This window comes from Achromobacter sp. 77 (genome assembly GCF_020541125.1).
Taxonomy (GTDB): Bacteria; Pseudomonadota; Gammaproteobacteria; order Burkholderiales; family Burkholderiaceae_B; genus Achromobacter; species Achromobacter mucicolens.
The window spans coordinates 4,170,472-4,194,180 of the sequence record NZ_CP059848.1 but is presented as its reverse complement, the minus strand read 5'-3'; the positions used below and the strand labels follow the sequence as shown (position 1 = coordinate 4,194,180).

Annotated in this window: 21 protein-coding genes; 10 read left to right on the top strand and 11 right to left on the bottom strand. The window is 68.5% G+C overall.

Annotated elements, in window-relative coordinates:
- Nucleotides 1-139: 139 nt before the first annotated feature.
- The 3 genes from H4P35_RS19450 to H4P35_RS19440 all read left to right on the top strand — a co-directional run bounded on the left by H4P35_RS19450 (nt 140) and on the right by H4P35_RS19440 (nt 2,763).
- Nucleotides 140-997, top strand: coding sequence for a proline/glycine betaine ABC transporter permease (locus H4P35_RS19450; protein ID WP_056322838.1), 858 nt, complete (start codon nt 140-142; stop codon nt 995-997).
- The gene (locus tag H4P35_RS19445; protein WP_175157058.1) at nt 994-2,262 is read left to right on the top strand and encodes a glycine betaine/L-proline ABC transporter ATP-binding protein; all 1,269 of its coding nucleotides are present in this window, start codon (nt 994-996) and stop codon (nt 2,260-2,262) included. Before H4P35_RS19450 ends, H4P35_RS19445 begins: the two co-directional genes overlap by 4 nt.
- Before the next feature lie 126 nt (nt 2,263-2,388).
- Nucleotides 2,389-2,763, top strand: coding sequence for a tautomerase family protein (locus tag H4P35_RS19440; protein WP_056322842.1), 375 nt, complete (start codon nt 2,389-2,391; stop codon nt 2,761-2,763).
- Between the two features lie 76 nt (nt 2,764-2,839).
- On the opposite strand, the gene H4P35_RS19435 is transcribed toward H4P35_RS19440, so the two are convergent.
- From H4P35_RS19435 to H4P35_RS19425, 3 genes are all read right to left on the bottom strand, one after another.
- Nucleotides 2,840-3,805: a tripartite tricarboxylate transporter substrate binding protein gene (locus H4P35_RS19435; protein ID WP_226846610.1), complete on the bottom strand. Its 966-nt coding sequence runs from the start codon at nt 3,803-3,805 to the stop codon at nt 2,840-2,842.
- 80 nt (nt 3,806-3,885) lie between these two features.
- Nucleotides 3,886-4,365, bottom strand: coding sequence for a MaoC family dehydratase (locus H4P35_RS19430; RefSeq protein ID WP_062842259.1), 480 nt, complete (start codon nt 4,363-4,365; stop codon nt 3,886-3,888).
- Nucleotides 4,362-5,609, bottom strand: a complete 1,248-nt coding sequence (locus H4P35_RS19425) for a CaiB/BaiF CoA-transferase family protein (RefSeq protein WP_226846609.1) — start codon at nt 5,607-5,609, stop codon at nt 4,362-4,364. The genes H4P35_RS19430 and H4P35_RS19425 overlap by 4 nt, the downstream gene beginning before the upstream one ends.
- A gap of 71 nt (nt 5,610-5,680) precedes the next feature.
- Between H4P35_RS19425 and H4P35_RS19420 the strand changes: the two genes are divergently transcribed.
- Nucleotides 5,681-6,580: a LysR family transcriptional regulator gene (locus H4P35_RS19420; protein ID WP_226846608.1), complete on the top strand. Its 900-nt coding sequence runs from the start codon at nt 5,681-5,683 to the stop codon at nt 6,578-6,580.
- A 6-nt stretch (nt 6,581-6,586) separates the two neighbouring features.
- On the opposite strand, the gene H4P35_RS19415 is transcribed toward H4P35_RS19420, so the two are convergent.
- The 3 genes from H4P35_RS19415 to H4P35_RS19405 form a co-directional block, all read right to left on the bottom strand.
- Entirely contained in the window at nt 6,587-7,723 is a 1,137-nt protein-coding gene (locus tag H4P35_RS19415) for an AAA family ATPase (protein ID WP_226846607.1), read from the bottom strand.
- On the bottom strand, nt 7,720-8,598 hold the full coding sequence (locus H4P35_RS19410; protein ID WP_175157053.1) for an RNA ligase family protein: 879 nt from the start codon (nt 8,596-8,598) through the stop codon (nt 7,720-7,722). Before H4P35_RS19410 ends, H4P35_RS19415 begins: the two co-directional genes overlap by 4 nt.
- Nucleotides 8,599-8,908: 310 nt before the next feature.
- On the bottom strand, nt 8,909-10,042 hold the full coding sequence (locus tag H4P35_RS19405) for a metallophosphoesterase (RefSeq protein ID WP_226849500.1): 1,134 nt from the start codon (nt 10,040-10,042) through the stop codon (nt 8,909-8,911).
- A gap of 170 nt (nt 10,043-10,212) precedes the next feature.
- On the opposite strand from H4P35_RS19405, the gene H4P35_RS19400 reads away from it, so the two are divergent.
- Nucleotides 10,213-10,728: a GNAT family N-acetyltransferase gene (locus H4P35_RS19400; protein ID WP_226846606.1), complete on the top strand. Its 516-nt coding sequence runs from the start codon at nt 10,213-10,215 to the stop codon at nt 10,726-10,728.
- Nucleotides 10,729-10,745: 17 nt separating this feature from the next.
- On the opposite strand, the gene H4P35_RS19395 is transcribed toward H4P35_RS19400, so the two are convergent.
- From H4P35_RS19395 to H4P35_RS19380, 4 genes are all read right to left on the bottom strand, one after another.
- Complete coding sequence (locus H4P35_RS19395; protein WP_226846605.1) at nt 10,746-11,771, bottom strand: histone deacetylase family protein; 1,026 nt, start codon at nt 11,769-11,771, stop codon at nt 10,746-10,748.
- Nucleotides 11,772-11,904: 133 nt separating this feature from the next.
- Nucleotides 11,905-12,939: a tripartite tricarboxylate transporter substrate binding protein gene (locus H4P35_RS19390; protein WP_180100667.1), complete on the bottom strand. Its 1,035-nt coding sequence runs from the start codon at nt 12,937-12,939 to the stop codon at nt 11,905-11,907.
- A complete protein-coding gene (locus tag H4P35_RS19385) occupies nt 12,876-13,952 on the bottom strand; it encodes an NADPH:quinone oxidoreductase family protein (RefSeq protein ID WP_226846604.1) in 1,077 nt (358 codons plus the stop codon). Before H4P35_RS19385 ends, H4P35_RS19390 begins: the two co-directional genes overlap by 64 nt.
- Nucleotides 13,952-15,163 carry a CaiB/BaiF CoA-transferase family protein gene (locus tag H4P35_RS19380; RefSeq protein ID WP_175157050.1) on the bottom strand — a complete coding sequence of 404 codons (1,212 nt, stop codon included), beginning with the start codon at nt 15,161-15,163 and terminating at the stop codon, nt 13,952-13,954. Before H4P35_RS19380 ends, H4P35_RS19385 begins: the two co-directional genes overlap by 1 nt.
- Nucleotides 15,164-15,267: 104 nt before the next feature.
- On the opposite strand from H4P35_RS19380, the gene H4P35_RS19375 reads away from it, so the two are divergent.
- Nucleotides 15,268-16,233, top strand: coding sequence for a LysR family transcriptional regulator (locus H4P35_RS19375; protein WP_226846603.1), 966 nt, complete (start codon nt 15,268-15,270; stop codon nt 16,231-16,233).
- Here the strand turns inward: H4P35_RS19375 and H4P35_RS19370 are convergent.
- Complete coding sequence (locus H4P35_RS19370) at nt 16,212-17,615, bottom strand: 3-deoxy-D-arabino-heptulosonate 7-phosphate synthase (RefSeq protein WP_226846602.1); 1,404 nt, start codon at nt 17,613-17,615, stop codon at nt 16,212-16,214. The genes H4P35_RS19375 and H4P35_RS19370 overlap by 22 nt on opposite strands.
- Before the next feature lie 299 nt (nt 17,616-17,914).
- On the opposite strand from H4P35_RS19370, the gene H4P35_RS19365 reads away from it, so the two are divergent.
- From H4P35_RS19365 to pdeM, 4 genes are read left to right on the top strand one after another with little or no spacing between them, the layout of a single operon-like run.
- Complete coding sequence (locus H4P35_RS19365) at nt 17,915-18,916, top strand: ligase-associated DNA damage response exonuclease (protein WP_226846601.1); 1,002 nt, start codon at nt 17,915-17,917, stop codon at nt 18,914-18,916.
- A 47-nt stretch (nt 18,917-18,963) separates the two neighbouring features.
- Nucleotides 18,964-20,568, top strand: coding sequence for an ATP-dependent DNA ligase (locus H4P35_RS19360; protein ID WP_226846600.1), 1,605 nt, complete (start codon nt 18,964-18,966; stop codon nt 20,566-20,568).
- Complete coding sequence (locus H4P35_RS19355; protein ID WP_226846599.1) at nt 20,565-23,027, top strand: ligase-associated DNA damage response DEXH box helicase; 2,463 nt, start codon at nt 20,565-20,567, stop codon at nt 23,025-23,027. The genes H4P35_RS19360 and H4P35_RS19355 overlap by 4 nt, the downstream gene beginning before the upstream one ends.
- Nucleotides 23,011-23,682, top strand: coding sequence for a ligase-associated DNA damage response endonuclease PdeM (pdeM, locus tag H4P35_RS19350; protein ID WP_226846598.1), 672 nt, complete (start codon nt 23,011-23,013; stop codon nt 23,680-23,682). Before H4P35_RS19355 ends, pdeM begins: the two co-directional genes overlap by 17 nt.
- The last annotated feature ends 27 nt before the right edge of the window (nt 23,683-23,709 follow it).

Below are 23,709 nucleotides of genomic sequence, written 5' to 3'. Positions count from 1 at the left end.
GGCACCGATGCGGAATGGATTTGCGCAATCAGCGGTCCTTCCGGGTGCCTGGCGCCAGTCTCAGTCTCGATGTCTTGTCCTGCGCCAGCGTGCCCGGTGGCGACACGGGCGGCGAGCGCGCCAGAATGGAGTCGAATGTATGTTTCCTGAAATTATTCCCGCCCGTCAGGTACGGGGGGCGATCGACGGTTTCGTCGATCACCTGGTCACCAACTACGCGGACACGCTGGAAAAGATGTCCCAGCCCGTGCTGCACGCGTTGGTGTGGCTGGAGCAACTGCTGCGCAATTCGCCCTGGTGGGCGGTGGTCGCGGTGACCATCGCGATCGCCTACGGCGTGAGCCGCCGCATCGGCCTGAGCCTGGCGATGGGCGCGCTGCTGTGCGTCATCGGGGTGCTGGGCTTGTGGGACGCCGGCATGCAGACGCTGGCGCTGATGATCATGGCCGCCGGTCTGTCGGTGCTGATCGGCATTCCGCTGGGCGTGCTGATGGCACGGGTGAACTGGCTGCGCTCGGGCATGCTGCCCGTGCTGGACGTGATGCAGACCATGCCCAGCTTCGTGTATCTGATTCCTGTCGTGATGCTGTTCGGCCTGGGCAAGATCCCCGCCATCATCGCAACCGTCATCTACGCCGTGCCGCCGCTCATCCGCCTGACCGACCTGGGCATCCGCCTGGTCGACCGCGAAGTGCTGGAAGCGTCGCGCGCCTTTGGCGCCAACCCGCGCCAGCAGCTGTTCGGCGTGCAGTTGCCCCTGGCGCTGCCCAACATCATGGCCGGCATCAACCAGACCACGATGATGGCGCTGTCGATGGTGGTGATTGCGTCGATGATCGGCGCGCGCGGCCTGGGTTATGAAGTGCTTCTGGGCATCAACCGCCTGGAAGTGGGCCGGGGCCTGCTCGCCGGCCTGGGTATCGTGGTGCTGGCCGTGCTGTTCGACCGGATCACGCAATCGTATGGACAGCGCATGCGCACGGGAGGCCAGCGATGAGCAAGATCGAAGTCAAGAACATCTACAAGATTTTCGGTGCGCATCCGAAGAAATGGCTGCAAGCCGCGCAGGGCGGCATGAGCAAGGAAGAGCTGCTGGCCAAGAGCGGCCACACGCTCGGCCTGCGCGACATCAGCCTGTCCATCGAAGAAGGCAGCATCTACGTCATCATGGGGCTGTCCGGGTCGGGCAAGTCCACGCTGATCCGCCACTTCAACCGCCTGATCGAGCCCAGCTCGGGCCACATCCTGGTCGACGGCGTGGACGTGGTCAGCCTGAACAAGCGCGACCTGGAAATCTTCCGCCAAAAGAAGATGAGCATGGTGTTCCAGCGTTTTGGCCTGTTTCCGCACCGCACCGTGCTGGACAACGCGGCGTACGGCCTGACCGTGCAGGGCGTTGGCAAGGCCGAGCGCGAGAAGCGTGCGCGCGAATGGCTGGAACAGGTGGGCCTGTCGGGCTTCGAGAACCAGTATCCGCATCAACTGTCGGGTGGCATGCAGCAGCGTGTCGGCCTGGCGCGCGCGCTGGCCACCGATGCCGAGATCCTGCTGATGGACGAAGCGTTTTCCGCGCTGGACCCGCTGATCCGCCGCGAAATGCAGGATCAGCTCCTGCAGCTTCAGGCCAAGCTGAACAAGACCATCGTCTTCATCACGCACGATCTGGACGAAGCGCTGCGCCTGGGCAACCGCATCGCCATCCTGAAGGACGGCGAACTGGTGCAGGAGGGCACGCCGGAAGACATCCTGCTGAACCCGGCCAACGATTACGTGCAGTCGTTCCTGCAGGACGTGAACCGCACCAAGGTGCTCAACGCCACGCACGCCGTGAATCCGGCGCGCCTGACGCTGACGATGCGCTCGCGCCCGGCGCACGCCGTGGACCGCATGAAGGCGCTGAACTACGAGTACGCGCCGGTGCTGGATGGCAAGCGTCTGGCTGGCGTGCTGACCGCCGAGGCCGCCGAGAAGGCGATGCAGGAAGGCGTGCGCGACGTGTCCCGTTTCGTCGAGGACCTGGCGTCGGTGCCGGCCACGGCTGGCCTGGGCGAGGTGCTGGCGCAACTGGTGCACAGCGACCAGCCGGTCGCCGTGACGGGTGAGGACGACGAGTTCCTGGGCATGCTGTCGCGCAAGAAGGTCGTGGAGCTGGTGACCCCGGCCCTGACCGAGACGCCGGTGGCGGGCGACGCCGCCACGCCCGATGCGGCTGCGTTGACGGCCCAGCCCGAGCAGGAAAGCGAGGGCAAGGCCGCCGCCTGATCCCCGCATCGTCGGCATGACCCCATGCGCCCGCGTGCACCCGCTTGCACGCGGGCGCAGTCACGATATGATGGCTTGCCGGCCGGCTTGGCCGGCTTTCCTCGTCATGCACCCTCGGAACCTGCCATGCCCCTCTTGAACGTCCAGATCATGCAAGGCCACTCGGCCGCCCAGAAAGCCGCCCTCTTGAAGGCGGCGTCCAACGCGGTGGTCGAAAGCATCGCGGCCCCTGTGCCCAGCGTGCGCGCCGTGCTGCACGAAATCCCGGCGGAACACGTGATCGTGGCGGGCGAGATCGGCAAGCGCATGGCGCGCGTGGACGTGGACCTGATCGAAGGGCGCGACGAGGCCAAAAAGGCCGCGCTGATCGCGGCGCTGAACCAGGCCGTGTGCGCCAGCCTCGACATGTCGGGCGAAGACGTGCGCGTGATCCTGCGCGACGTGCCTAAGACGGACATGGGCGTGGCCAATGGACTGAGCGCCAAGGCCGCCGGACGCTGATCCGGCCCGCCGGCAGAACAGAAAACGCCCGCTTGCCGCGGGCGTTTCCGTTTGGGCGAATACGTGGGCTGCGCAGTCAGTCCAGCTTCACGTTTGCCGCCTTCACTACCTCGCCCCACCGCGCGATCTCGCTCTTGATGTAGGCGGCGTATTCCTGCGGTGTCGACCCCAGCGCCTGCGCGCCCTGCACCTTGAGCTGCTTCTGCATCTCCTGGGATTTGAGCGCGCGCAGGATCTCGGCATTCAGCTTGTCGATGATGGGCGCGGGCGTGCCTGCCGGCACGACGACGCCTTGCCAGGCGCCCATGCCAAAGCCCGGCGCCACCGTTTCCGCCACCGTGGGCACGTTGGGCAACTGGTCGCTGCGGGTCTCGCTGGTCACCGCCAGGGCGCGCAGCTTGCCTTCGCGGATGAATCCCAGCGAGTCGTTCAGCGTGTTGGTCATCACCTGGACCTGGCCGCCGACCAGGTCGGTCATGGCCGGAGCGCTGCCGCGATAGGGCACGTGGACCGCGTCGATGTTTAGCGACTTCAGGAGCAGCAACGCGCCCAGGTGCGTGACGTTGCCCGCGCCCGCCGATCCATACGACAGCTTGCCGGGATGCTTGCGGGCGTAATCGACAAATGCGGATGCGGTGTCGGCGGGCACCGAGGGATGCACCAGGAGGACGAGTGGAATGACGGCCGTGCTGGAGACGGGCGCGAAGTCCTTGACCGGGTCGAACGCCAGCGAGCGGTACAGGTTGGGGCTGAGCGCGATGGACGAGGTGTTGTACAGCACCGTGTAGCCGTCCGGCTTGGCCGCGGCTGCGTATTGCATGCCGATGTTGCCGTTGGCGCCGCCCTTGTTTTCGACGACGACGGTCTGGCCGAGCTGGTCGGTAAGCTGTTTGGCCAGCACGCGCGCCACCAGGTCGGTCGGCCCGCCGGGCGGGAAGGGCACCACCATCGTGATCGGGCGGTCGGGCCATGCGGCCTGGGCGCTTGCGGCGCCTCCCAGCGCCAGAATGGCCAGCGTCGCGGCCAGCATTGCTTTTTTCATGGTTGTCTCCTTGTGCTGTTATGGGTACTGCGAACTGGCGGCCGCGTCCTCTGGCGGGACCCGTGCCGCCGCAGGGGCATTCAGCCGGGTCTGCCGGCCAGCATGCGCACGGCCGTGTAGGCCATCACCGGCTTGCCATGCTGGTTGCGGACGTCGATCGCGGACGTGACCACCGCGCGGTTGTGCTGCGAGGTGGGGCGCACGCCGGTCACTTCGATCTCGGCCCAGATCGTGTCGCCGGCGACCACGGGCGCGATCATTTTCTTGTGGACTTCCAGCAGCGCCAGGCCCGTTCCCTGCACCATGCCCTGCATGATCAGCCCTTCGATCAGGCCGTAGGTCAGCGCGCCGGGGGCGGGCCGGCCCTTTATCGCGCCGTGGCTGTAGGTGGCGTCGATGAAGATGGTCTCCAGCATGCCCGTGACGCTGATGAAGTTGACGATGTCGGTCTCGGTGACCGTGCGGCGAAACGTCTGGAAGCGCTGGCCGACCGTGAGGTCCTGCCAGTAGTAGCCCTGGCCCAGTTGGGCGGCGGGCGCGGCGTTGCGGTCTTGGGTCATGCGGTGTCCTTGGCGTTGTCGGAAGAGGGGGAGGGCGCTTGGCCGGCGGCGCCCGCTTGCAGCAGGGCGTCGATGGCGGCCGGTGCAAGCCCGGCCTGGCGCAGCACTTCGTGGGTGTGCTCGCCCAGGCGCGGCGGCATGGCGGGCGGCACGCTGGACTGCTGCAGGCGCACCGGGTTGCGGGGAAAGCGGTATTGGCTGCCGGACGCGCTTTGCAGCGGCACGAAGAAGCCGACGCTCTCCAGGTGCGGATCGGTCTCCAGGTCTTCCAGCCGGTTCACGGGCGCGGCCGGAATCTCCAGCCGCTCGCACAGGGCAAGCCAGTACGCGGTGTCGTGGGCCGCGACGATGCCGGCCTGCAGTTCGTACAGCGTCTCGATGTGCCGGGTGCGCGCCGAGATGTCGGCAAAGCGCGGATCCTGCGCCAGGTCGGGGCGGCCGGCGGCGTTGAAGAAATCGCGCCAATGGGCGTCCGTGTAGGGCATTAGGCAGACGTGCCCATCGGCGGTCTGGCAGGGCCGGCGCCACGGCGTCAGCACCCGCGGATAACCGGCCGGGCCGGGCGCATCGGCCAGATGGCGGCCGTAGTAATGCTCCACCAGCGCAAACGACGCCATGCTTTCGAACATGGGCACTTCCAGCTGCTGGCCGCGGCCCGTGCGCTCGCGCTGGAACAACGCGGCCAGGATGGCGTGCGCGGCGATGAGGCCGCAGGTCTTGTCGGCGGCGACGGTGGGCAGATAGCGCGGCGCGCCGGTCTGGCGGCCGACCAGGTCGGCAAATCCGGACAGGCCCTGGATGATGTCGTCGTAAGCCGGGCGGCCATCGTAGGCGCCGCCTTCGCCAAAGCCGTACAGGCCGGCATACACCAGCCGCGGATGGCGCGCGCACAGCGTGGCGGGGTCCAGACCCAGCGCCGCCATCTTGGCCGGCCGCATGCTGTGCATCAGCACGTCGGCCTGGTCCACCAGCGTCAGCAGCGCCTCGCGCGCGGCCGGCTGCTTCAGGTCCAGCACGATGCTGCGCTTGTTGCGGTTCAGCCCCAGGAAGATCGCGGACAGGCCGGGCTCCTGCGCGGGGCCGGTGCGCCGGGTGGAATCGCCGCCGGGCGCTTCGACCTTGATGACGTCCGCCCCGTAGTCGGCCAGGATTTGCGAGGCATAGGGGCCGAACACGACGGAGGTCAGGTCCAGGATGCGGATGCCGTCCAGCGCAGAGACGGTCGGGGAGGGAGGCGTGGTCATGGCGGAAATCCTATCGGCGCCGCACATACGCGTCTAATATGGCTTCGGTATTGCTTGATACGGAATCTGTTATGGCTATAGATTTGCGCCAGCTTCGGCAGTTCGTCACGATTGCCGAACTGGGCAGTTACCGCCGCGCGGCCGACGCGCTGCACATCGCGCAGCCGGCGCTGTCGGTGTCGATCCAGAAACTGGAGCACGCGGTCGGCGTGCCGCTGCTGGTGCGGGGCGCCAAAGGCGTCTCGACGACGCCAGCGGGCGACGCGCTGATGGCCGACGCGCGCCGCGCGCTGTTTCATACCGACCAGGCGCGCCAGGCCGCCCGCCGGGTGGCGCTGGGCGAATGGGGCACGCTGCGGCTGGGCTTCGTGGGCTCGGCCACTTACATGCTGCTGCCGCGTTGCCTGCCCGCCTTCCGGACGCAATACCCGGACGTGCAGCTTGATCTGCGCGAGGACAGCACGATCGGCCTGGTGGCGATGCTGCGCGCCAACGAAATTGACGCCGGCCTGGTGCGCGGGCCGCTGGCCGAAGACAACGAACTGGATTCCTGGGTGGTCGAGCGCGACGATCTGATCCTGGCTGTGCCCGCCGGGCATCCGCTGGCCGGCGCCGGCCCGATCGCGCTGGAACGCATGCGGTCCGAGAACTTCGTGCTGTATTCGCCGGCCAAGGTGCCGGGGCTGAACGGGGTGACGCTGGCGCTATGCCACAAGGCGGGGTTTTCGCCCCGCATCAGCCAGGAAGCGATCCAGGTGCAGACGCTGGTCAGCCTGGTCGCCAGCGGCCTGGGTGTGGCGCTGGTGCCCGGCGTGACCCGCGCCTATTCGACGCCGCATGTGGCCTTTGTGCGCTTGACCGACGCGGACGCGCAGGGCGCGCTGTCCCTGTCGCTGGTGACGCATCGCGACACCTCGTGCGCGTCCGTGCTGCGGCTGCGGGACAGCATGCTGGCGCCGGGCCCGGGCTGACCGGCGCTACACCGCGTAGACCACGCGGTGCGCCTCGGTCGGCAGCGGCAGGTCCCAGCGGTGCAGCATGCCCGTCAGGGTCTTGTTGGACAACGACGTGTCGCGCCGGGCATTGCGCCGCAGCAGCTCGGCGCGCGGCTTTTCCAGATACACCAGCTCAACGTCGGCCTGATACGCGTACAGCAGGTCCAGCGTCTTTTTGCGCATCAGTTCGCTGAGGTTGGTGGCGTTCCACACGAAGGGCGCGCGGGCGCGCAGCAGGGCCTTCGCGCGGTCGACGGCCAGGTGCGCCACCATGCCCTCGTTCTTGCCGTGGCGCAGCCCCAATTCCTCGCGCGCATCGTCGAACGACACCACCGGCAGATCGGGATGATGCGCTGCCACCCAGGTGTTCTTGCCGGAAGCGGGCAGGCCCGACATCACGATGACGCGCGAACCGGGTTCCTGGAACAAGGCGTAGTCCGGATGCACGTCCGCGCCGCGGAAATAGCTGACGGCGGTGTGCGCGTCGGCGAAGACGCGGGGCTGGCCAAAGCACTGCTCGTCGCGCGCCAGTTCGCAAAAGAGGGCGATGTTGTCCAGCACGCGGCCCGCGTCCGCGCAGAGGCGGCCGCGCATGTCGGCCTCGGCCAGCATGGCAAGCAGCGGAAGGGACACCTGCCAGGACAGCTCGCGCACGATGAATTCGGGCGAGCGGCCGCGGCGCGAGCCTTCCAGCGCAAAAAACGGCACCTGGTGCGTGGCGATCAGCCGGCAGATGGCTTCGCGCACCGCGAAGGGGACGCCGGCGTCCCACAACGCGATGCGCGCATCGATCGCGCCCTTGCGCGAATGGCCGGGCTGGCCGATGGCGCCCGTTACCGGGTCGATCACCGTGGTGCTGTGCTTGGCCACATCGTGCAGCAGCGCGGCCAGGAACACGATCTCCTGGTCGGCGCGTGATGCAGCCTGGTACTGCGGCAGCGCGAGCAGCGCGTCCACGACCATTTGCGTGTGCGTCCATACGTCGCCCTCGCCGTGATAGCGCGGGTCCTGCGGCGTGGTCTTGGCCAGTTCCAGCGCGGGAAAGGCCGCCAGGCACGCGGCATAGTCCGCGCCGCGCGTGGGCGTGGGAACCAGTGCCCGGATCTGTTCGTAATTCATGATGTCTCTCCGGCGCGGGTGGCGCCGCGCAAGGTGTCCCAGTCCACCGCGAGGCGCGGCGCGTACAGGTCGACGCCGTCGGCGAGCAGATTGGGGATGTAGGGCTGCTCCGAATGGTGCATGTCCGAATCCAGGATGGCCTGCACGAAGTCGCGGCGCACCCACTTGTAACGGGCGAGTGTCTTGCCGTCGGCTTCGGCCTTGATGTAGAGGCCTTCGGACAGATCCGACTTGTCGCACTGCTTCCAGGCGCGCGCCAGGTCCAGGCCTTCGCGCAGCACGGTGGCCTCGAACGCGTCGCGCCAGCCGGCCGTCTTGGCAAGCGAGGGCTTTAGCAGGGCCTTCAGATCGGCCAGCCGCGCGGGCGCCGGGCCTTCGTACAGCACCGGCACGGACAGCACCGGGCCGCCGGCCAGCAGCGCGCGGCGCGCGCCGGTCGACAGGAATTGGCCGGTGCGGCGGTCCAGTACATCGAATTCAAAGAAGTGATGCGGCAGCGCGTCGTAGAACACGGAGTGCTTTTTCGACAGGGTTTCGCCGTACATCACGTAGCGGTCTTCCAGCCGGTCCAGCAGCCAGTCCGCATGCGCGGCGGCCCAGGCCTTGATGAAGCTGAACTGCCGTTCGCGCCCGCCGCCCACCAGATAGTGGCCGCGCGATTGCAGCAGCAGTTCGCCCGACGGGCTGAAACTGATGCCCGTGTTGGCGCCGTCGAGCTTTTCTTCAACGACAAGGGTCTGGCCCGCCAGCGTGCGATAGGGCACGTGGCCGTGGCCTTCGTCGCCTTCCTGCAGGCGCGAGCCTTCCAGGTGGGGCGTTCGGGGATATCGGAACAGGTCCAGCGATTGCGCGTAGGCGCAGAAATCCAGCGTCATGGGTCTTCTCCAGCAGATGGGAAAAGCCGACAACGCAGTCTTTACGGGAGGGGAAGCAGAGAGGGGGTGGTGTTGCGCTTCCTGGATCCGCGCCTGCCGGGCGGGGTGTGCTCATGACATGGCGTTGAGCAGCGAATGCGGGCAGGCTGACCGCGGTACCAGGACGGTACTCGTCGGCGTTCAGGCGAATTGACGAATGGCAGACACGGTTGCACCCAGAAAATGGCAGGGGTTGAAAAAGCAGGGCCGAATGCTAAGTCAGCGCGGCGGCGCTTGTCAATGCGCCGCCGACAGGGCCCGCTCGCCAGCGTCAGGCGGGCGGCGCGGCGCGCAGCACAATCTGCGTGATCTCCGACGGCCGTCCGAGCCGGATGGGAAAGCCCGGCCACAGGCCCGCGCCGTTGCTCACGTAAAGCTGCATGCCGCCGACCTGATACATGCCGGACACGTAGCCCTCGTTGGCCAGTTGCGTGATGAAGTGCGGACCCAGGATCTGGCCGCCGTGCGTGTGGCCCGACAACTGCAGGCCGGCGCCCACCTGCGCGTGGCGCTTGGCGCCGACCGGCCGGTGGCTCAGCAGGATCACCGCCGACGACGGCGGCACGCCCTTCATGGCCGCGTCGATATCCGGCAGCGGCTGGCCGACGCGCGCGGCCACGCTGTCGGTGATGCCCGCCAGCACGAGCGGCTGGCCGTCGCGGTCAAGGACCATGTGTTCGTTCAGCAGCATGCGCAGGCCCAGCTTCTCGAAGGCCTGCAGCCAGCCCAGGTATTCGGCGTAATACTCGTGGTTGCCGGGGATCGCCACCACGCCATGCGGCGCGCGCAGATCGGCCAGCGGTTGCACGTCGGCGGCGCGGGCCGCGGGCGTGCCGTCGACCAGGTCGCCGGTGATGAGCGTCAGGTCCGGTTCAAGCGCATTGGCGCGCGCCACGACGGCCTGCATCCAGTCACGTTGCAGCAAGCGGCTGGCGTGCAGGTCGGTCAGATGCACGATGCGAAAGCCGTCATAGGCGCGCGGCAGATTGGGCAGGGCGACCTCGATGGTTTCGACCTGCGGCACGCGCACCGCCTGCCAGACACCCAGCGCGGACAGCGCCAGCGCGGCCACGGCGGACACGGCGCGCAGGCGCGGGCAGCCCAGCAGCGCGCGGCCGCGGCGGCGCGAAAACAACGACACGGCAAGCCCCGCCACGTCCGAGACGAACAGGAAGACGGCCAGCAGAATCAGCGCGCCAAACGCCCAGCCCAGCGCCATCAGGACGGCGGCGGGCACCTCGGGCGAGGCCATGGTGCCGAAGAAGGTGCGGGTGATGAGGTGATGTTCGGCGGCAAGCAGCACCAATGCCGACAGCAACACCTTGCCGGCGGCCGGCCAGCGCAGACGCCAGACGAAGCGCCAGATGACGTAGAGCGCGATAAACGCGGTGATGACATGAAACACGTGCGACATCCTGAATCTTGTTGTTGGAATCGCCGGGGCCAGCCTATTGCGGCCGCCCAGGTGAAGTGTCCCGCGAGGGATCGCCGATTAAACAACGGATTGCGGGGGGGGATTGAAACATGGCGCGGCGTAGAATCGCTGGCGCCTGCATTTGGAGATTTCTGCGCCCCATGTCGATCCGTTTCGCCCGTCCCGAAGATGCCGTCCTCTTGCCCGCCATCGAACGATCCGCGGCGGCGGTGTTTCGCGCCGCGCCCGGGCTGGCGTGGATCGCGGACGATGCGGTCATGTCCGAATCCGAGCATCGGCGCTTGATCGCGCAGGGCACGGTGTGGGTGGCGCAGGACGCCGAGCGCGTGTGCGGATTTCTAGGCGCGGAACGCTTTGACGACGACCTGCATGTGTGGGAGCTGGCGGTCGATGCCGAACATCAGCGGATGGGGCTCGGTCAGCGTCTGGTGCAGGCCGCGTGCGGCCATGCGGCGGCGGCGGGGCTGTCCGCGGTCACGCTGACGACCTTTCGCGATCTGGCCTGGAACGCGCCGTGGTATGCGCGGCTGGGGTTTCGCGAGGAGACCGCGCTGCCCGGAACGCGGCTTTACGCGGTGCTGCAAGCGGAAGCCCGGCACGGGCTGCCCGCGCAGCGGCGTGTGGCGATGCGCCTGCCGGTTACCTGCGGCGCGTGACTGGCCGGGGCAGCCGCCTAGCGTTCAGCGCCCGTCAGCCCCGCAAAAAACCGCGTCGCATTCGATTCCAGCCCATCGATGTAATAGCCCCCTTCCTGCACGATCAGTGTGGGCAGGCTCAGGCCGCCGACCTCGCGGCCCAGGCGCTCGAAGCCGTCTTCCGTCACGCTGACCATGGCCTGGGGATCCTTCTCGAAAATGTCAAAGCCCAGCGACAGCACCAGGGCGTCGGGCTGGAACAATGCGATCGCACGGCGCGCCTGCGACAGCCGCTCGAAGAACACGGATTCCGGCGAGCCGTGCGGCATGGGCAGGTTGATGTTGTAGCCATAGCCCGCGCCGACGCCGCGTTCGTCCTCGAAGCCCGCCACCACAGGGTAGAAGTTCTCGGGATCGCCGTGGATGGAGACGTACAGCACGTCGCTTCGTTCGTAGAAGATTTCCTGGATGCCCTGGCCGTGGTGCATGTCGGTGTCCAGGATGGCGACGCGGGGAAACCGGCGGGTCAGCCGCTGGGCGGCGATGGCGGCGTTGTTCAGGTAGCAGAAGCCGCCCGCGGCATCGCGCCGCGCATGGTGGCCGGGCGGGCGGCAGATGGCGTAGGCGCTGCGGTCGCCGGCCAGCAGCGCATCGGCGCCCGCGATGGCGCATTGCGCCGACCAGTAGGCCGAATGCCAGGTCTTCGGGCCAACCGGGCAACTGCCGTCGGCCAGGTACCGCCCGGCCTTGGCCAGCACGCCACGCAGCGCGTTGGGCTCGCGCACGAAGACGTTCGACACGACCTCGCCGCCCCAGTCTCCGGGCAGCTTCATCCAGTCTTCATGCGCATCCTGCAGAAAGCGCAGGTAATCCAGGCTGTGCACCGCCGCGATTGCGCCCGCCCCGTCGTCGGCCGGCGCCTGGACGTCGAAGCCCAGCTTGCGCGCCGCCTGCACCAGGCCGTCCAGCCGCGACGGCACCTCCTGCGGCGTGCGCATCTTGCCGCGCGAAAAATAGGTCTGCGGATGGTGAAGCTTTTGATCGTCGTGAAAGAACGCCTTCATGCCTGGGACCTCTGGACTGGTTGGCTCGCAAACCATGAATTCTTATCCAGCGGCGCGGCGCTGCTTATGGGGGATTACCCGCGCCGCGCGTGCCCGCGTCCGGACTGAAGGTCTTTGCGGCCCGCCTTTCCCACTACTGCGGCTTGATTTGCGCCGCCTTGACGATGTCCCGCCACTTTTCGCCTTCCGACACGTTGAATCGGGCAAACGTCGCGGGGTCCGATCCCACCGGCTTGGCGCCCAGGCCCGCATACTGCGTCACGACATTGGGCTGGCGAAGCGCCCGGGCTGCGTGCTCGGACAGCTTGGCCACGATGGCCGGTGGCGTGCCTTTGGGCGCCCACAGGCCGTACCAGGTGCTGATGTCAAAGCCCGGAAATCCGGACTCGGCCATCGTGGGCACGTCGGGCAGTTCATCCACGCGCCGGCTTGTCGTGACCGCCACCGCGCGCAGCTTGCCGGACTTGATGAAGGGCATGGCCGACGGCATGGAATCGAACATCAGCTGAATCTGTCCGCCCACCAGATCCGTCAGCGCGGGCGCGCTGCCTTTGTAGGGCACGTGCTGCATCGGCAGGCCGGTGCGCACCTTGAAGGACTCGCCCGCAAGCTGCTGCGCAGACGCCGAACCGGCCGAACCGAAGTTGAGCGGCTGGGTCTTACCCTGCGCCACCAGGTCCTGCACGGTCCGCACCTTTGACGTCTGCGGCACCACCAGCACCAGCGGCACGTCCGCCAGCTGCGTGATGGGCACGAAATCCTTGAAGGCGTCATAGCGCATCGACGCGTAGATGTACGGGTTGATGACATGCAGCGAGGCGTTGGCCAGGAACGTGTAGCCGTCGGGCGCGGCGCGCGCCACCAGGTCCGCGCCGATCATGCCGCTGGCGCCCGGCTTGTTGTCGACGACGATGTTCTGGCCGATGGTCTTGGACATTTCCGCGGCCACCAGCCGCGCCACGATATCGGTCGGGCCGCCCGGCGGGTAGGGCACCACCATGGTGATGGGCTTGCTGGGGTAGGCATCGGCAGCCTGCGCCGCGACCGTAAAGCAGGCGCAACTGGCCGCCAGGGCCAAGGCAGCAAGCTGGCGAATGCGGGGCGCTACATCGATCGCTGCGCGGGCGCGGCGCGGCCAGGCGGCGCGCCGGAAGTCGTGGGTACGCATGGGGTTGTCTCCGTCGTTATTGTGATCGCCACCTTGCCGACGACTTGTCGGCTTTCCAGGGCGGCGAGTGCTGCGGCAAGACCGGTGATCGGATAGATCGCCGTTACAGCCGGCCGGATCCGCTGGCGGCGGGCCCAGTCGAAGAGGGTGGACATGGTCCGCTGCACGGCGGGCGCGTGGACGATGCGTTCGTCCGCGGGCGTCCAGCCGATGTAGCGGCCAAAGAAAAACCCATGCAGGGCAATGTTCTTCACAAGCAGCAGGTTCAGCGGCACGTCGGGAATGCGGCCGCTGGCGAAACCCACCGACACCATGCGCGCGTTGGCCGCCGCGGCGCGCACGCTGTGTTCGAAAGCGTCGCCGCCCACGGCGTCCAGCACCACGTCCGCGCCATGCCCTTGGCTGGCTGCCTTGACGGCCTGCGGCATGTGCGCGTCGGCGGCGAACGCATGGGCCGCGCCGGCGTCCAGCGCGGCCTGGCGCTTTTCCGGCGTGCTGGCGCAGGCGATCACGTTCGCGCCCAGTGCCGACGCAATCTCGACGGCCGCCAGCCCCACGCCGGAGCCGGCGCCCAGCACCAGCACCGTCTCGCCGGGCTGCATGGCGGCGCGCCAGAGCAGCGCTGTCCAGGCGGTGCCGTACGAAATCGGGATGGGCAGCGCGCTCAGGAGCGGCAAGTCCTCGGGCACCGGATAGACGGTGTATTCGGGCACGGTCAGGCGTTCGGCGTAGCAGCCCCAGCGCGCCAGCGCCACCACCCTGTCGCCGGGCTTGAGGCGCGTGACCTTGGCGCCGCAGGCGATGACGCGGCCGGCGGCCTCCGTGCCGGGCGCAAAGGGCAGGGGCGGACGGCTTTGATAGCGCCCCTCGATCAGCAGCTTGGTTGCATGGCTGACGCTCGCATGCTCGATGGCGATGGTGACCTCGTCGGGGGCGGGGGCGGGCGCGTCGGCAAGCTCGCCGGGCACGACGTCCTCGACCGGACCGTGGCGATGGCAGACCAGGGCGCGCATCAGACGGCCTCCTTGCTGCAAGCAGCCTGGCATAGCACGCCGGCCTCAAGCAGGGCCTGGATCTGCCCGGGCGGCACGCCCCAATCGGTCAGCGCCTCGACCGTGTGCTCACCGACCGCGGGCGCGGCGGCAAGGGGCCGGCGCGACAAGGCGCCGGCTGCGCGCGCATAGGGCAGCGGCTCGCCGCCCGGCTGCGCCAGCGGTTCCAGCAATCCCAGGTGCGCGGCCTGCGGATGCGCGGCCAGACCGTCGTAATCGCGCACGCGGGCATGCAGCACGTCTTCGCGCGTCAGGCGTTCCACCCAGTGCGCGGCGGGATGCAGCGCCAGTTGCTCGGCCATTTCCCGATGCAGGCGATCGCGCTGCGCCATGCGCCCCGCGTTGGTGGACAGGGCCGGATCGGCAAGCCAATCGGTCCGCTCCAGCGCGCGGCACAAGCGCGCGAACTGATCGTTGTTCAGCGCCAGCACCGACAGGCGCGCGTCGGCGGTGTCGAACACGCCATTGGGCGCGCTGACCGCCACCGCCTCGCGCTGCCCCGCGATGCCGTAGGCAAGAATGTCGTTCACCTGCAAGGCCGCGCAGGCGGCAAGCAGACTGAGCTGCACATGCTGGCCGCGGCCGCTGCGCGCCTGTTGGTAGAGCGCCGCACTGGCGGCCTGCACGGCGTACAGCGCGGTGGCGATGTCTGCCATCAAGAGGCCGATGCGGCGGGGCTCGCCCGCGGGCGTCTGGTTGGCGAACATCAGGCCGCTGTCGGCCTGCATCACCGAATCCGAAGCCGGCGCGTTGGCATAGGGGCCGTCCGGTCCGTAACCGCTGATGGACACGTAGACGAGACCGGGGCAACGCGCCGCGAGGCTGTCGTAGCCCACCCCCATGCGCTCGGCCACGCCCGGCCGGAAGTTCTGGATCACCAGGTCCGCGCGTTGCGCCAGCTCCGCCAGAAGCGCCTTGCCGCGCGGCTGGCGCGCGTCCACGCACACGCCGCGCTTGCCGGCGTTGTAGGCGATGGACAGCGCGCTCTGGTCGTCCCGCACAACGCCCACGTGCCGGCCCCAGTCGCCGTCGGGCGGCTCCACCTTCATGACGTCGGCGCCTTGCTGCCACAGGATCTGCGCGCAGTACGGGCCCGCGATGCCCTGGCTCAGGTCCAGCACACGCAGCCCGGCGTAGGGGCCGCAAGAAGCGTCAATGGGCGGGGTCGGCATGGGGATCGGGCGCTCCTCGGCAAGGGGTCTTGGGCAATGAAGACGATGCTAGACTCGGCCGACGCATTGGACAATCCATCGGTTTGTGCCGGGAATGGTGAATCATGATTGACAATATGCCGGACCTGAACCTCGTCAGGCTTTTTGTCGCGATGGTCGAGTCGCGCAATCTCAGCGCGGCCGCCCAGCGTTGCGGCATGACGCGGTCGAACATGTCGCACCGGTTGAAGCGGCTGGAACTCGATCTGGGCGCGCAACTGTTTCGGCGCACCACCCGCCATGTCGAACTGACGCAGGCGGGGCAGTTGCTGTACCAGCACGGCATCCGGCTGCTGGACGAGATGCGCGCGGTGCAGGCGGCCATCGACAGCCTTGATGGCGCGGTGCGCGGCGACGTGCGCATCCGCCTGCCTACGGGACTGGGCCATCTTTATCTGGCGCCGGTGCTGCTGGAATTCGCGCGCGCCCATCCCGACATCGCGCTGCGCGTGCACATCAACGACGGCATCGGCGACCTGATCTCCGCCGAGGTCGACATTGCGCTCAAGATCACCTCGTCTCCGCCCGAGGATCACGTGGCGCGGCGGCTATGCGGCATCCAGTGGTGCCTGTGCGCATCGCCCGGCTTTCTGGCGCGCAACGGGCCGGTGCGGCACATCGAACAGTTGGGCCGTTGCGACCTCATCGCGCCGCAATCGCTGGGCCGGCGCTTCGATCTGCGGCTCAAGCAGGCGCACGGCGATCCGTTGATCCTGCGTGTGGCGCCGCGGCTGCAGTCGGGCGATTATCCGTTCCTGCGCGACGCGGTGCTGGCGGGCCTGGGCGTGGCGCTGCTGCCGCGCTACGCCGTGTGGGAAATGCTGCGCGATCAGACGCTGGTTCAGGTGTTGCCCACGTTCGAGCCCGAGGGCGTGGGCGATGCCATCTATCTGCTGACTGCACCGAACCGCTTTCCGTCGATGGCCACGCGCGTGCTTGCCGACTTCATCCGCGAGCACATCGAGCGGCATGCGCGGGACTGGGGCGGGACGCTTCCCGCCGCGAGCGATCAGGCTTTTACGCCGTCCTGACCCAACCGCGCTATGGCCGCCTCAAGATCGTCGGCATGCACCATCAACGCCCGCACCTGCTGCAAGCACGGAAACTGATTGAGCACGGGGCTCCAGCGTGGCTGCGCAAGCAGTTGATGCCATAGCCGCGCAAGCGTCTGCGAATCTGGCGCTTCGCCCGCAATCGTCTGGCTGGCATAGTCCAGACTTTCTTGCGCGGACAGCAGCTGCATGCGGCTCGCGGCGCTTAGCAGCCGGGGCGCGGGTTCTGCGGGCGCGTCCGAGAAATACAGGATCGTGCTGGCCAGTTCGTCAGGGTCCGCCGGCAGCGCTTCCAGCGCCGCGCCGCGCAGCCGCAGGGGCCCCTGATGGCTGTCGAACACATAAGTGGTCTGCGCATCGGCATGCTTGAGCAGCCGCAGGCCCCGCAGCAACCGCGGCAGATCCGTGGTGGCGGCATCCGTGGAAGCCTTGGCCTCCACCAGCAGACACACGTCCCAGACCGGGTCCGCCGCATCGCCACCCGACTGGCGCAGCAGGGCCACGTCCCATTCGCTCTTGGCGCGGTCGGCATTGCCGGGTATCGATGCCGGCACGCGCAGCGACGTCGCCACCCGATAGGTCTCGCCAGCCGCCTGCGCAAGGTGTTGGGCCAGCGCGGCAATTGACGCTTGCGCGCGCGCCTCGACGGCCCCACCGCGGCGCCGGGCGTGCAGCCCCTGGGCGGCGGCCTCGGGCGTGCCGGTGCGTGGGCCTTGGCGCTGCCACAGGGATTGATAGCGTTGAACCAGGGGATCCGACGCCAAGTCATCTTGACGCCGAAGACGCGCCAAGGCGGGATCGCGAAGCAACCCCTCCAGTTGACCGGCAAGCGCTGGGTCCGCCTTCTCATCGGACGCCAGTGCGCAATGCAGGGCTTGCACGCCTTGCGTCAGCGCGCGCCATTCGCCGGCGGCGCAGGCGCCATCCAAGTCCGCGAGCGCATCGGCCAACGGCCCGGCGGGCATCCGGCGACGCTTGCCTGCATGCGCAAACGCAGCCACCGCCGTGCGCACGGCGCGCCGGTCCGCGCCCGCGTGCGCCGATAGCGAAGCATGTTCGCGCACCTGCGCACTCTGATGGCGAAGGACCATGGCCTGGAAAACGGGATCTCCGCCCGGGTCCCGCAGGGCGTCGCGAATCAACTGCGACAGCGCATCGACAAAAAGATGCTGATGCTCGCGCTGGGGCTCGGCGCCGGAAATCAACGCCGCGCGGCCCGCTTCGATGGCGGCGGCAAGCGCCGCCGCCGGGTCGGAATCTTCAAGTCCGCGCGTGGGTGCGGACATCGCCGCGACGCGGTAGCGGCGCGCCACGGCGCGCAGCGTCTGTTCGATCAAGGCGGGTGGTAAGGCAGCGGGCATGAAGGTTCCGTGGCATGCCCGGCCTCGTCGCTAGATACCTACCAGGGAACGACCGACACGGCGATCGAAACCACGACGACCAGGGCAATGATGGTGAGGATGTGATTTGTACGCATATTTTCTCCTTTGAGCCACCGCTACACACTACTTGCTTGCGACGCCCCTCGTCTGCAACTGAAGTTTTAAATTCTCATCGGATGTTAGCGGCGCGCGTTTGGCGCGGATTTCGCGCGGCGGCGCGGGGTATAACCAAGGCAAGCGGCCGCGAACCCTTTGCGCCGCGCCGATCGGGAGGTGCCATGCGCGACATCGTGCAATTGCGTCCGGAAGGGCTGTACTGTCCGGCCGGCGGCTTTCATATCGATCCCTGGCGGCCGGTGGACGTGGCCGTGCTGACGCATGGTCACGGCGATCATGCGCGTTCGGGCATGGGCCGCTATCACACCAGCGCCGAAGGCTTGCCCATTCTGCAATGGCGCCTGGGCGACCAGGATTACCGGGTCCATGCGTACGGCGAAACCTTCACGTTGGGCGACGCGCGCGTGTCGCTGCATCCGGCCGGCCACGTGCTTGGATCGGCGCAAGTGCGCATCGAAGTCGGGGGCGAAGTCTGGGTCGTGTCCGGCGACTACAAGCGCCAGCCCGATCCCACGTGCAGCCCTTTTGAAGTCGTGCCGTGCGACACCTTCATCACCGAGGCCACCTTTGGGTTGCCCATCTATCGCTGGCCCAGCGCCTCGGACGTGGCGCGCGACATCGTGCAGTGGCGCGACCACTGCGCCGCACGCGGCGAGGCGGCCATTCTGTATTGCTATGCGTTAGGCAAGGCGCAGCGCGTGCTGGCGGAATTGATCCCGTTCATCGACCGCCCGGTCTACCTGCATGGCGCGATCGCCGCGGGCGTGGACGTATACCGCAAGGCGGGCGTGCCGCTGGCCGAGACGCGGCTGGTCATCGACGCGGACGGCCCCGCCGCCTCGGGCACGGGATTTGCTGGGGAGCTGATCCTTGCGCCGCCGTCAGCTACCGGCAGCCCGTGGCTGCGGCGCTTTCGCAAGGCGCAGCATGGGTTTGCGTCCGGGTGGATGCGGCTGCGGGGCAATCGGCGGCGGCGCAACATGGATCGCGGCTTCGTGGTGTCGGACCATGCGGATTGGCCCGATCTGGTGCGCACGATCCGCGACACCGGCGCCAAGCGGGTCATCGCCACGCACGGCGATACCGAGGCGCTGGTGCGGACGCTGAATGATTCGGGCATCGCCGCGGAGACGCTGGTGACGCAGTACGGAGAAGACGACTAGGACGGACACGAACATCCTGGATCATCGACAGGGGAACGGACGCAGGCATGAAGCGATTCGCGGGGTTGTATCAGGAGCTTGACCGCAGCACCGCCACCTTGGACAAGCGCGCGGCGCTGGTGGCGTACTTCCGCGATGCGCCGCCGCGCGACGCGGTCTGGGCGCTGTATCTGCTGGCGGGCGGCAAGATCACCAGCGCGCGCAAGAAGATTGCCGGCGTGGGCGAGCTGCGCGCCTGGGCGGCCGACGCCTCCGGCACGGCGCCGTGGCTGCTGGACGCCTGCTATGACCAGGTCGGCGACTTGGCCGAGACCTTGGCGTTGCTGGTGCCTGATCCGGTACAGGCCGCGCCCGATCGCGGGCTGGCCGATTGGATCGAAGAGGTCTTGCTGCCCGTGGCCAATCGCGACGAGACCGAGCGGCGCGAGGTCGTCGTGTCGGCGTGGCTGGGCCTGCCCTATGCCGAACGTCTCGTGTTCAACAAGTTGCTGACCGGCGCGCTGCGCGTCGGGGTGTCGCAGCGCATGGTGCAGCAGGCGCTGGCCGAGATGTCGGGGGTGCCCATCGCCCGCATCGCGCAGCGCATGCTGGGCGCGTGGTCCCCCAGCCCGGCGTTCCTGCGCGACTTGCTCAGCGTCGAAGAGCTGCCCGGCGATCGCCAGCAGCCTTACCCCTTCTTCCTGGCCTCGCCGCTTGAAGGCGAGCCCGCCATTCTGGGCCCCATCGACGAGTGGCTGCTGGAATGGAAGTGGGATGGGATCCGCGCGCAGCTGATCCGGCGCCACGGCGAAGTGTCGCTGTGGTCGCGCGGCGAAGAGCGGCTGGACGGGCGTTTTCCGGAAGTGGAAGCGGCCGCCGCCGCGCTGAACGTGGACTGGGTCATCGATGGCGAGTTGCTGGCCTGGCAGGATGGCCAAACGGACCCCATGCCGTTTTCAGCGCTGCAAACCCGTATCCAGCGCTTAAAGCCCGGCCCCAAGTGGCTGGCCGAGGCGCCGGTGCAGATGCTGGCTTACGACCTGCTTGAACTGGAAGGCGAGGACCTGCGCGAATTGCCGCAGGCAGAGCGGCGTGAGCGTCTGGAAGCGCTGCTGCGCCGCCACCCCGATCCGCGGCTGCGCATGTCGCCGGCCGTGGCGCCCACGGACTGGGACGAGGCCCACGCACTGCGCGCGGAATCGCGCGAGCGCGGTGTCGAAGGCTTCATGCTCAAGCGCCGCAGCGCGCCCTATCAAAGCGGGCGGCGGCGCGGCGACTGGTGGAAGTGGAAGATCGATCCGCTCACCATCGACGCCGTGCTGTTGTACGCGCAATCCGGTCATGGCCGGCGCAGCACGCTCTACACCGACTACACCTTCGGGCTGTGGGATGGCGATGCGCTGGTGCCGATCGCCAAGGCCTATTCCGGGCTGGACGATAAAGAGATCCTGGAACTGGATCGCTGGCTGCGCGCCCACACGCGCGAGCGCTTCGGGCCGGTGCGCTCGGTCGAGCCGGTGCAGGTCTTCGAACTGGGCTTTGAGGGTGTCAACCTGTCCAAACGGCACAAGTCCGGCGTGGCGGTGCGCTTTCCGCGCATCCTGCGCTGGCGGCACGACAAGCCTGCGGGCGAGGCCGATCAGCTTGTCACCCTGAAGGCGCTGGCGCGATGAGTGGCGGGGCCCGGGGCAGGGACGCGCCGCTGATCGCGTGGTTCAAGACACGCGGCTGGAAGCCCGCGCCTTTTCAGCGCGAAACATGGCGCCGTTATCTGGATGGCGAGTCGGGGTTGCTGCACACGCCGACGGGCAGCGGCAAGACATTGGCGGCATTTGGCGGCCCGCTGCTCGAAGCGCTTGAAGACGACACACCGTTGCGCGCGGCAGCGGGCGAGGGACCACGCGTGCTGTGGGTGACGCCGCTGCGCGCGCTGGCCGCCGATACCACGCGGGCATTGACGCAGACGGCGAGCGAATTGGGCATCGACTGGACGGTCGCGTTGCGCACCGGCGACGCCAGCGCGCGTGACAAGCGGCTGGCGCGGCAGGGCAAGGCGCACGTGCTGGTCATCACGCCCGAATCGCTGGCGCTGCTGCTGTCGTACGCCGATGCGTCGCTGCGCTTTCGCGCGTTGCGCTGCATCGTGGTGGACGAATGGCACGAGCTCCTGGGCAACAAGCGGGGCGTGCTGTTGCAGCTATGCCTGGCGCGCGTTCGGAAGCTGTCACCGGCCGCCAGGACGTGGGGGCTGTCCGCCACGCTGGGCAATCTGGAGCAGGCGCGCGCGGTGCTGCTGCCGCAGGCGCCGGACAGCGCGCTGGTGGCGGGCGCCAAGCCGCGCAAGATCCAGATCTCGACCTTGCTGCCGGAACGCAGCCGCGCCCTGCCTTGGGCGGGCCACCTGGGGCTGTCGCAGCTCGAACGCGTCTTCAAGCGCCTGTTCGACGTGCGCGCGACGCTGCTGTTCACGAATACCCGGGCGCAGGCCGAGCTGTGGCATCGCGCGCTGGAATCGATCTGGCCGGAAGCCCCGGGCACGCTGGCCCTGCATCACGGCTCGCTGGATCCCAAGCTGCGCGCCGGGGTCGAGCAAGGTCTGCGCGATGGCACGGTGCGCTGCGTGGTCGCGACGTCCAGCCTGGACCTGGGCGTGGATTTCCCGGCGGTGGATCAGGTGCTGCAGATCGGCAGCCCAAAGGGCGTGGCGCGCCTGTTGCAGCGCGCCGGGCGCGCCAAGCATCGGCCGGGCGAATCGGGCAACGTCGTCTGCGTGCCCGCGCAGGCGCTGGAATTGATCGAGTATGCCGCGGCCCGCCAGGCGATTGCGCGCGGCGAGATCGAATCGCGCATGCCGCCCATCGGCAGCCTGGACGTGCTGGCCCAGCACGCCGTGACGCTGGCGCTGGGCGGCGGGTTCGACGCCGCCGAACTGTACGAGGAAGTTCGCGGCACGCATGCCTACGCCACGCTCGACGCCGCAACGTGGCAGGCCGTGCTGGATTTCATCGTGCAAGGAGGACGCGCGCTGGCAAAGTATCCGGATTACCACCGTGTGGTGCGCGACGAGGATGGCTGCTACCGCGTGCATGACCGGCGCATCGCGTTCCGGCATCGGTTGTCCATCGGCACCATCACGTCCGACGGCGCGGTGGCGGTGAAATATCTGCGGGGCGGCAGCCTGGGGTCCGTCGAGGAAGGGTTCCTGGCGCGTCTGCGGCGCGGCGACCGCTTCCAGTTTGCCGGCCGCACGCTGGAGCTGGTGCGGCTGGAAGGCATGGTCGCCTATGTGCGGCGTGCAAAGGCCGGCGACGGGCCCGTCGCGACGTGGCAGGGCGGCCGCATGCCCTTGTCGACGCAGTTGGCGAGCGAAGTGGAAAGCCTGTATTCCCATCCCGGCGACCATCCGGAAATGCGTGCGGTCGGGCCGCTGCTGCGGATTCAGGAAGCGGCCAGCGCGCTGCCCGACCACGGCCGGCTGGTGGCCGAGCGCATCAAGACGCGGCGCGGCACGCACCTGTTCCTGTTTCCGTTTGCCGGGCGCGCCGTGCACGAGGGCATCGCCGCAATGGTCGCGCTGCGCTGGGGACGGCGCCAGCCCAACACGATTTCCTACACCGTCAATGACTACGGCCTGATGCTGACCTTGGCCGAACCTGCCGCGCTGGACGACGCGCTGCTGCGCGCGCTGCTCAGTCCCGACAACATGGCCGAGGACCTGCGCGAGGGCGTGAATCTTGGCGAAATGGCGCGCCGCCAGTTCCGGGAGATTGCCCGCGTTGCCGGCCTGCTGACGCCGTCGTTGCCGGGGCAGGCGGCGCGCTCGCTGCGGCAGGTGCAGGCGTCCAGCGGTCTGCTCTATGACGTGCTGCGCCGCTACGATCCTGATCACCTTCTGCTGGCGCAGGCGGAGCGCGAAGTCTTTGAATTGCAACTGGAGGCGCCGCGCCTGCTGGCGGCGCTGCAAGACTGCCAGCGCCGCGAACTAGCTTTGTGCGAACCGCGCGCGCTCACGCCGCTGTCGTTTCCGCTGTGGACCGAAAGCCTGCGCGGACAGCTCAGCACCGAGACGTGGCAGGCGCGTGTCAAGCGCGCCGCCGAGCAACTGGAGAAGCGTTATGCACGCGTCGCCTGACGCAGGCCTGGCGATGGCGCTGGCGGGCGAACGCGTCGTCCTGCTGGGCGCGCGCGCCATGCACTGGCCGGCGCGGTCCCGGCTGGTGATTGCCGACCTGCATCTGGGCAAGAGCCATGTGTTTCGCCAGGCGGGCATCGCCGTGCCGCGCGGCGCGACGATGGATGACTTGAATCGCTTGTCGGCGCTGATCGCGGCGACGCAGGCAACCGAGCTGCTGATCGTGGGCGACGTGCTGCACGGCCCCGCCGCGCAGGCGGCCTGGCGCGATGCGTGGATCGCGTGGCGCGAGGCGCATGCGGGCGTGGACGTGGCGGTGCTGGCCGGCAACCACGACCGGGCCCTGGACGCGCCGGCGCTGGGCATGCGCCAGCTTGGGCAGGCGTGGGCCGACGGCCCATTTCTCTTCCGGCATCTCCCAACGCCGGACACGCAGGGCCGGCACGTCATTGCCGGCCACGTGCATCCGAAGACGCGCGTGCCGGGCGTGCCGCGCAGCTGGCCGGCCTTCTGGCTGCGCCCCGGCATCACCGTGCTGCCGGCGTTTTCCGACTTCACGGGCGGACATCCGGTGCGGGGCGGGCAGGGCGCGTCGTTAGTCGCATGCGTGGAAGGCGACGCGCTGGCGCTGGGGTGGTCGCCACCCCCGCCGTGACGGGCACGACGTTTGCTGAACAGGGCG

Excerpts from the sequence above, each read along its gene's own strand:
- H4P35_RS19425 (WP_226846609.1), bottom strand. The coding sequence starts at position 5,609 with ATGACCACGCCTCCCTCCCCGACCGTCTCTGCGCTGGACGGCATCCGC.
- H4P35_RS19385 (WP_226846604.1), bottom strand. The coding sequence starts at position 13,952 with ATGCGCGCCCTGGTCTGCCATCGCCACGGTCCGGTCGAGGACGTCGTG.
- pdeM (WP_226846598.1), top strand. The coding sequence starts at position 23,011 with ATGCACGCGTCGCCTGACGCAGGCCTGGCGATGGCGCTGGCGGGCGAA.
- H4P35_RS19440 (WP_056322842.1), top strand. The coding sequence starts at position 2,389 with ATGCCCCTCTTGAACGTCCAGATCATGCAAGGCCACTCGGCCGCCCAG.
- H4P35_RS19365 (WP_226846601.1), top strand. The coding sequence starts at position 17,915 with ATGCGCGACATCGTGCAATTGCGTCCGGAAGGGCTGTACTGTCCGGCC.
- H4P35_RS19450 (WP_056322838.1), top strand. The coding sequence starts at position 140 with ATGTTTCCTGAAATTATTCCCGCCCGTCAGGTACGGGGGGCGATCGAC.
- H4P35_RS19410 (WP_175157053.1), bottom strand. The coding sequence starts at position 8,598 with ATGACGCTGGATTTCTGCGCCTACGCGCAATCGCTGGACCTGTTCCGA.
- H4P35_RS19370 (WP_226846602.1), bottom strand. The coding sequence starts at position 17,615 with ATGCCCGCTGCCTTACCACCCGCCTTGATCGAACAGACGCTGCGCGCC.
- H4P35_RS19420 (WP_226846608.1), top strand. The coding sequence starts at position 5,681 with ATGGCTATAGATTTGCGCCAGCTTCGGCAGTTCGTCACGATTGCCGAA.
- H4P35_RS19380 (WP_175157050.1), bottom strand. The coding sequence starts at position 15,163 with ATGCCGACCCCGCCCATTGACGCTTCTTGCGGCCCCTACGCCGGGCTG.
- H4P35_RS19360 (WP_226846600.1), top strand. The coding sequence starts at position 18,964 with ATGAAGCGATTCGCGGGGTTGTATCAGGAGCTTGACCGCAGCACCGCC.
- H4P35_RS19390 (WP_180100667.1), bottom strand. The coding sequence starts at position 12,939 with ATGCGTACCCACGACTTCCGGCGCGCCGCCTGGCCGCGCCGCGCCCGC.
- H4P35_RS19355 (WP_226846599.1), top strand. The coding sequence starts at position 20,565 with ATGAGTGGCGGGGCCCGGGGCAGGGACGCGCCGCTGATCGCGTGGTTC.
- H4P35_RS19435 (WP_226846610.1), bottom strand. The coding sequence starts at position 3,805 with ATGAAAAAAGCAATGCTGGCCGCGACGCTGGCCATTCTGGCGCTGGGA.
- H4P35_RS19395 (WP_226846605.1), bottom strand. The coding sequence starts at position 11,771 with ATGAAGGCGTTCTTTCACGACGATCAAAAGCTTCACCATCCGCAGACC.
- H4P35_RS19445 (WP_175157058.1), top strand. The coding sequence starts at position 994 with ATGAGCAAGATCGAAGTCAAGAACATCTACAAGATTTTCGGTGCGCAT.
- H4P35_RS19375 (WP_226846603.1), top strand. The coding sequence starts at position 15,268 with ATGATTGACAATATGCCGGACCTGAACCTCGTCAGGCTTTTTGTCGCG.
- H4P35_RS19415 (WP_226846607.1), bottom strand. The coding sequence starts at position 7,723 with ATGAATTACGAACAGATCCGGGCACTGGTTCCCACGCCCACGCGCGGC.
- H4P35_RS19400 (WP_226846606.1), top strand. The coding sequence starts at position 10,213 with ATGTCGATCCGTTTCGCCCGTCCCGAAGATGCCGTCCTCTTGCCCGCC.
- H4P35_RS19430 (WP_062842259.1), bottom strand. The coding sequence starts at position 4,365 with ATGACCCAAGACCGCAACGCCGCGCCCGCCGCCCAACTGGGCCAGGGC.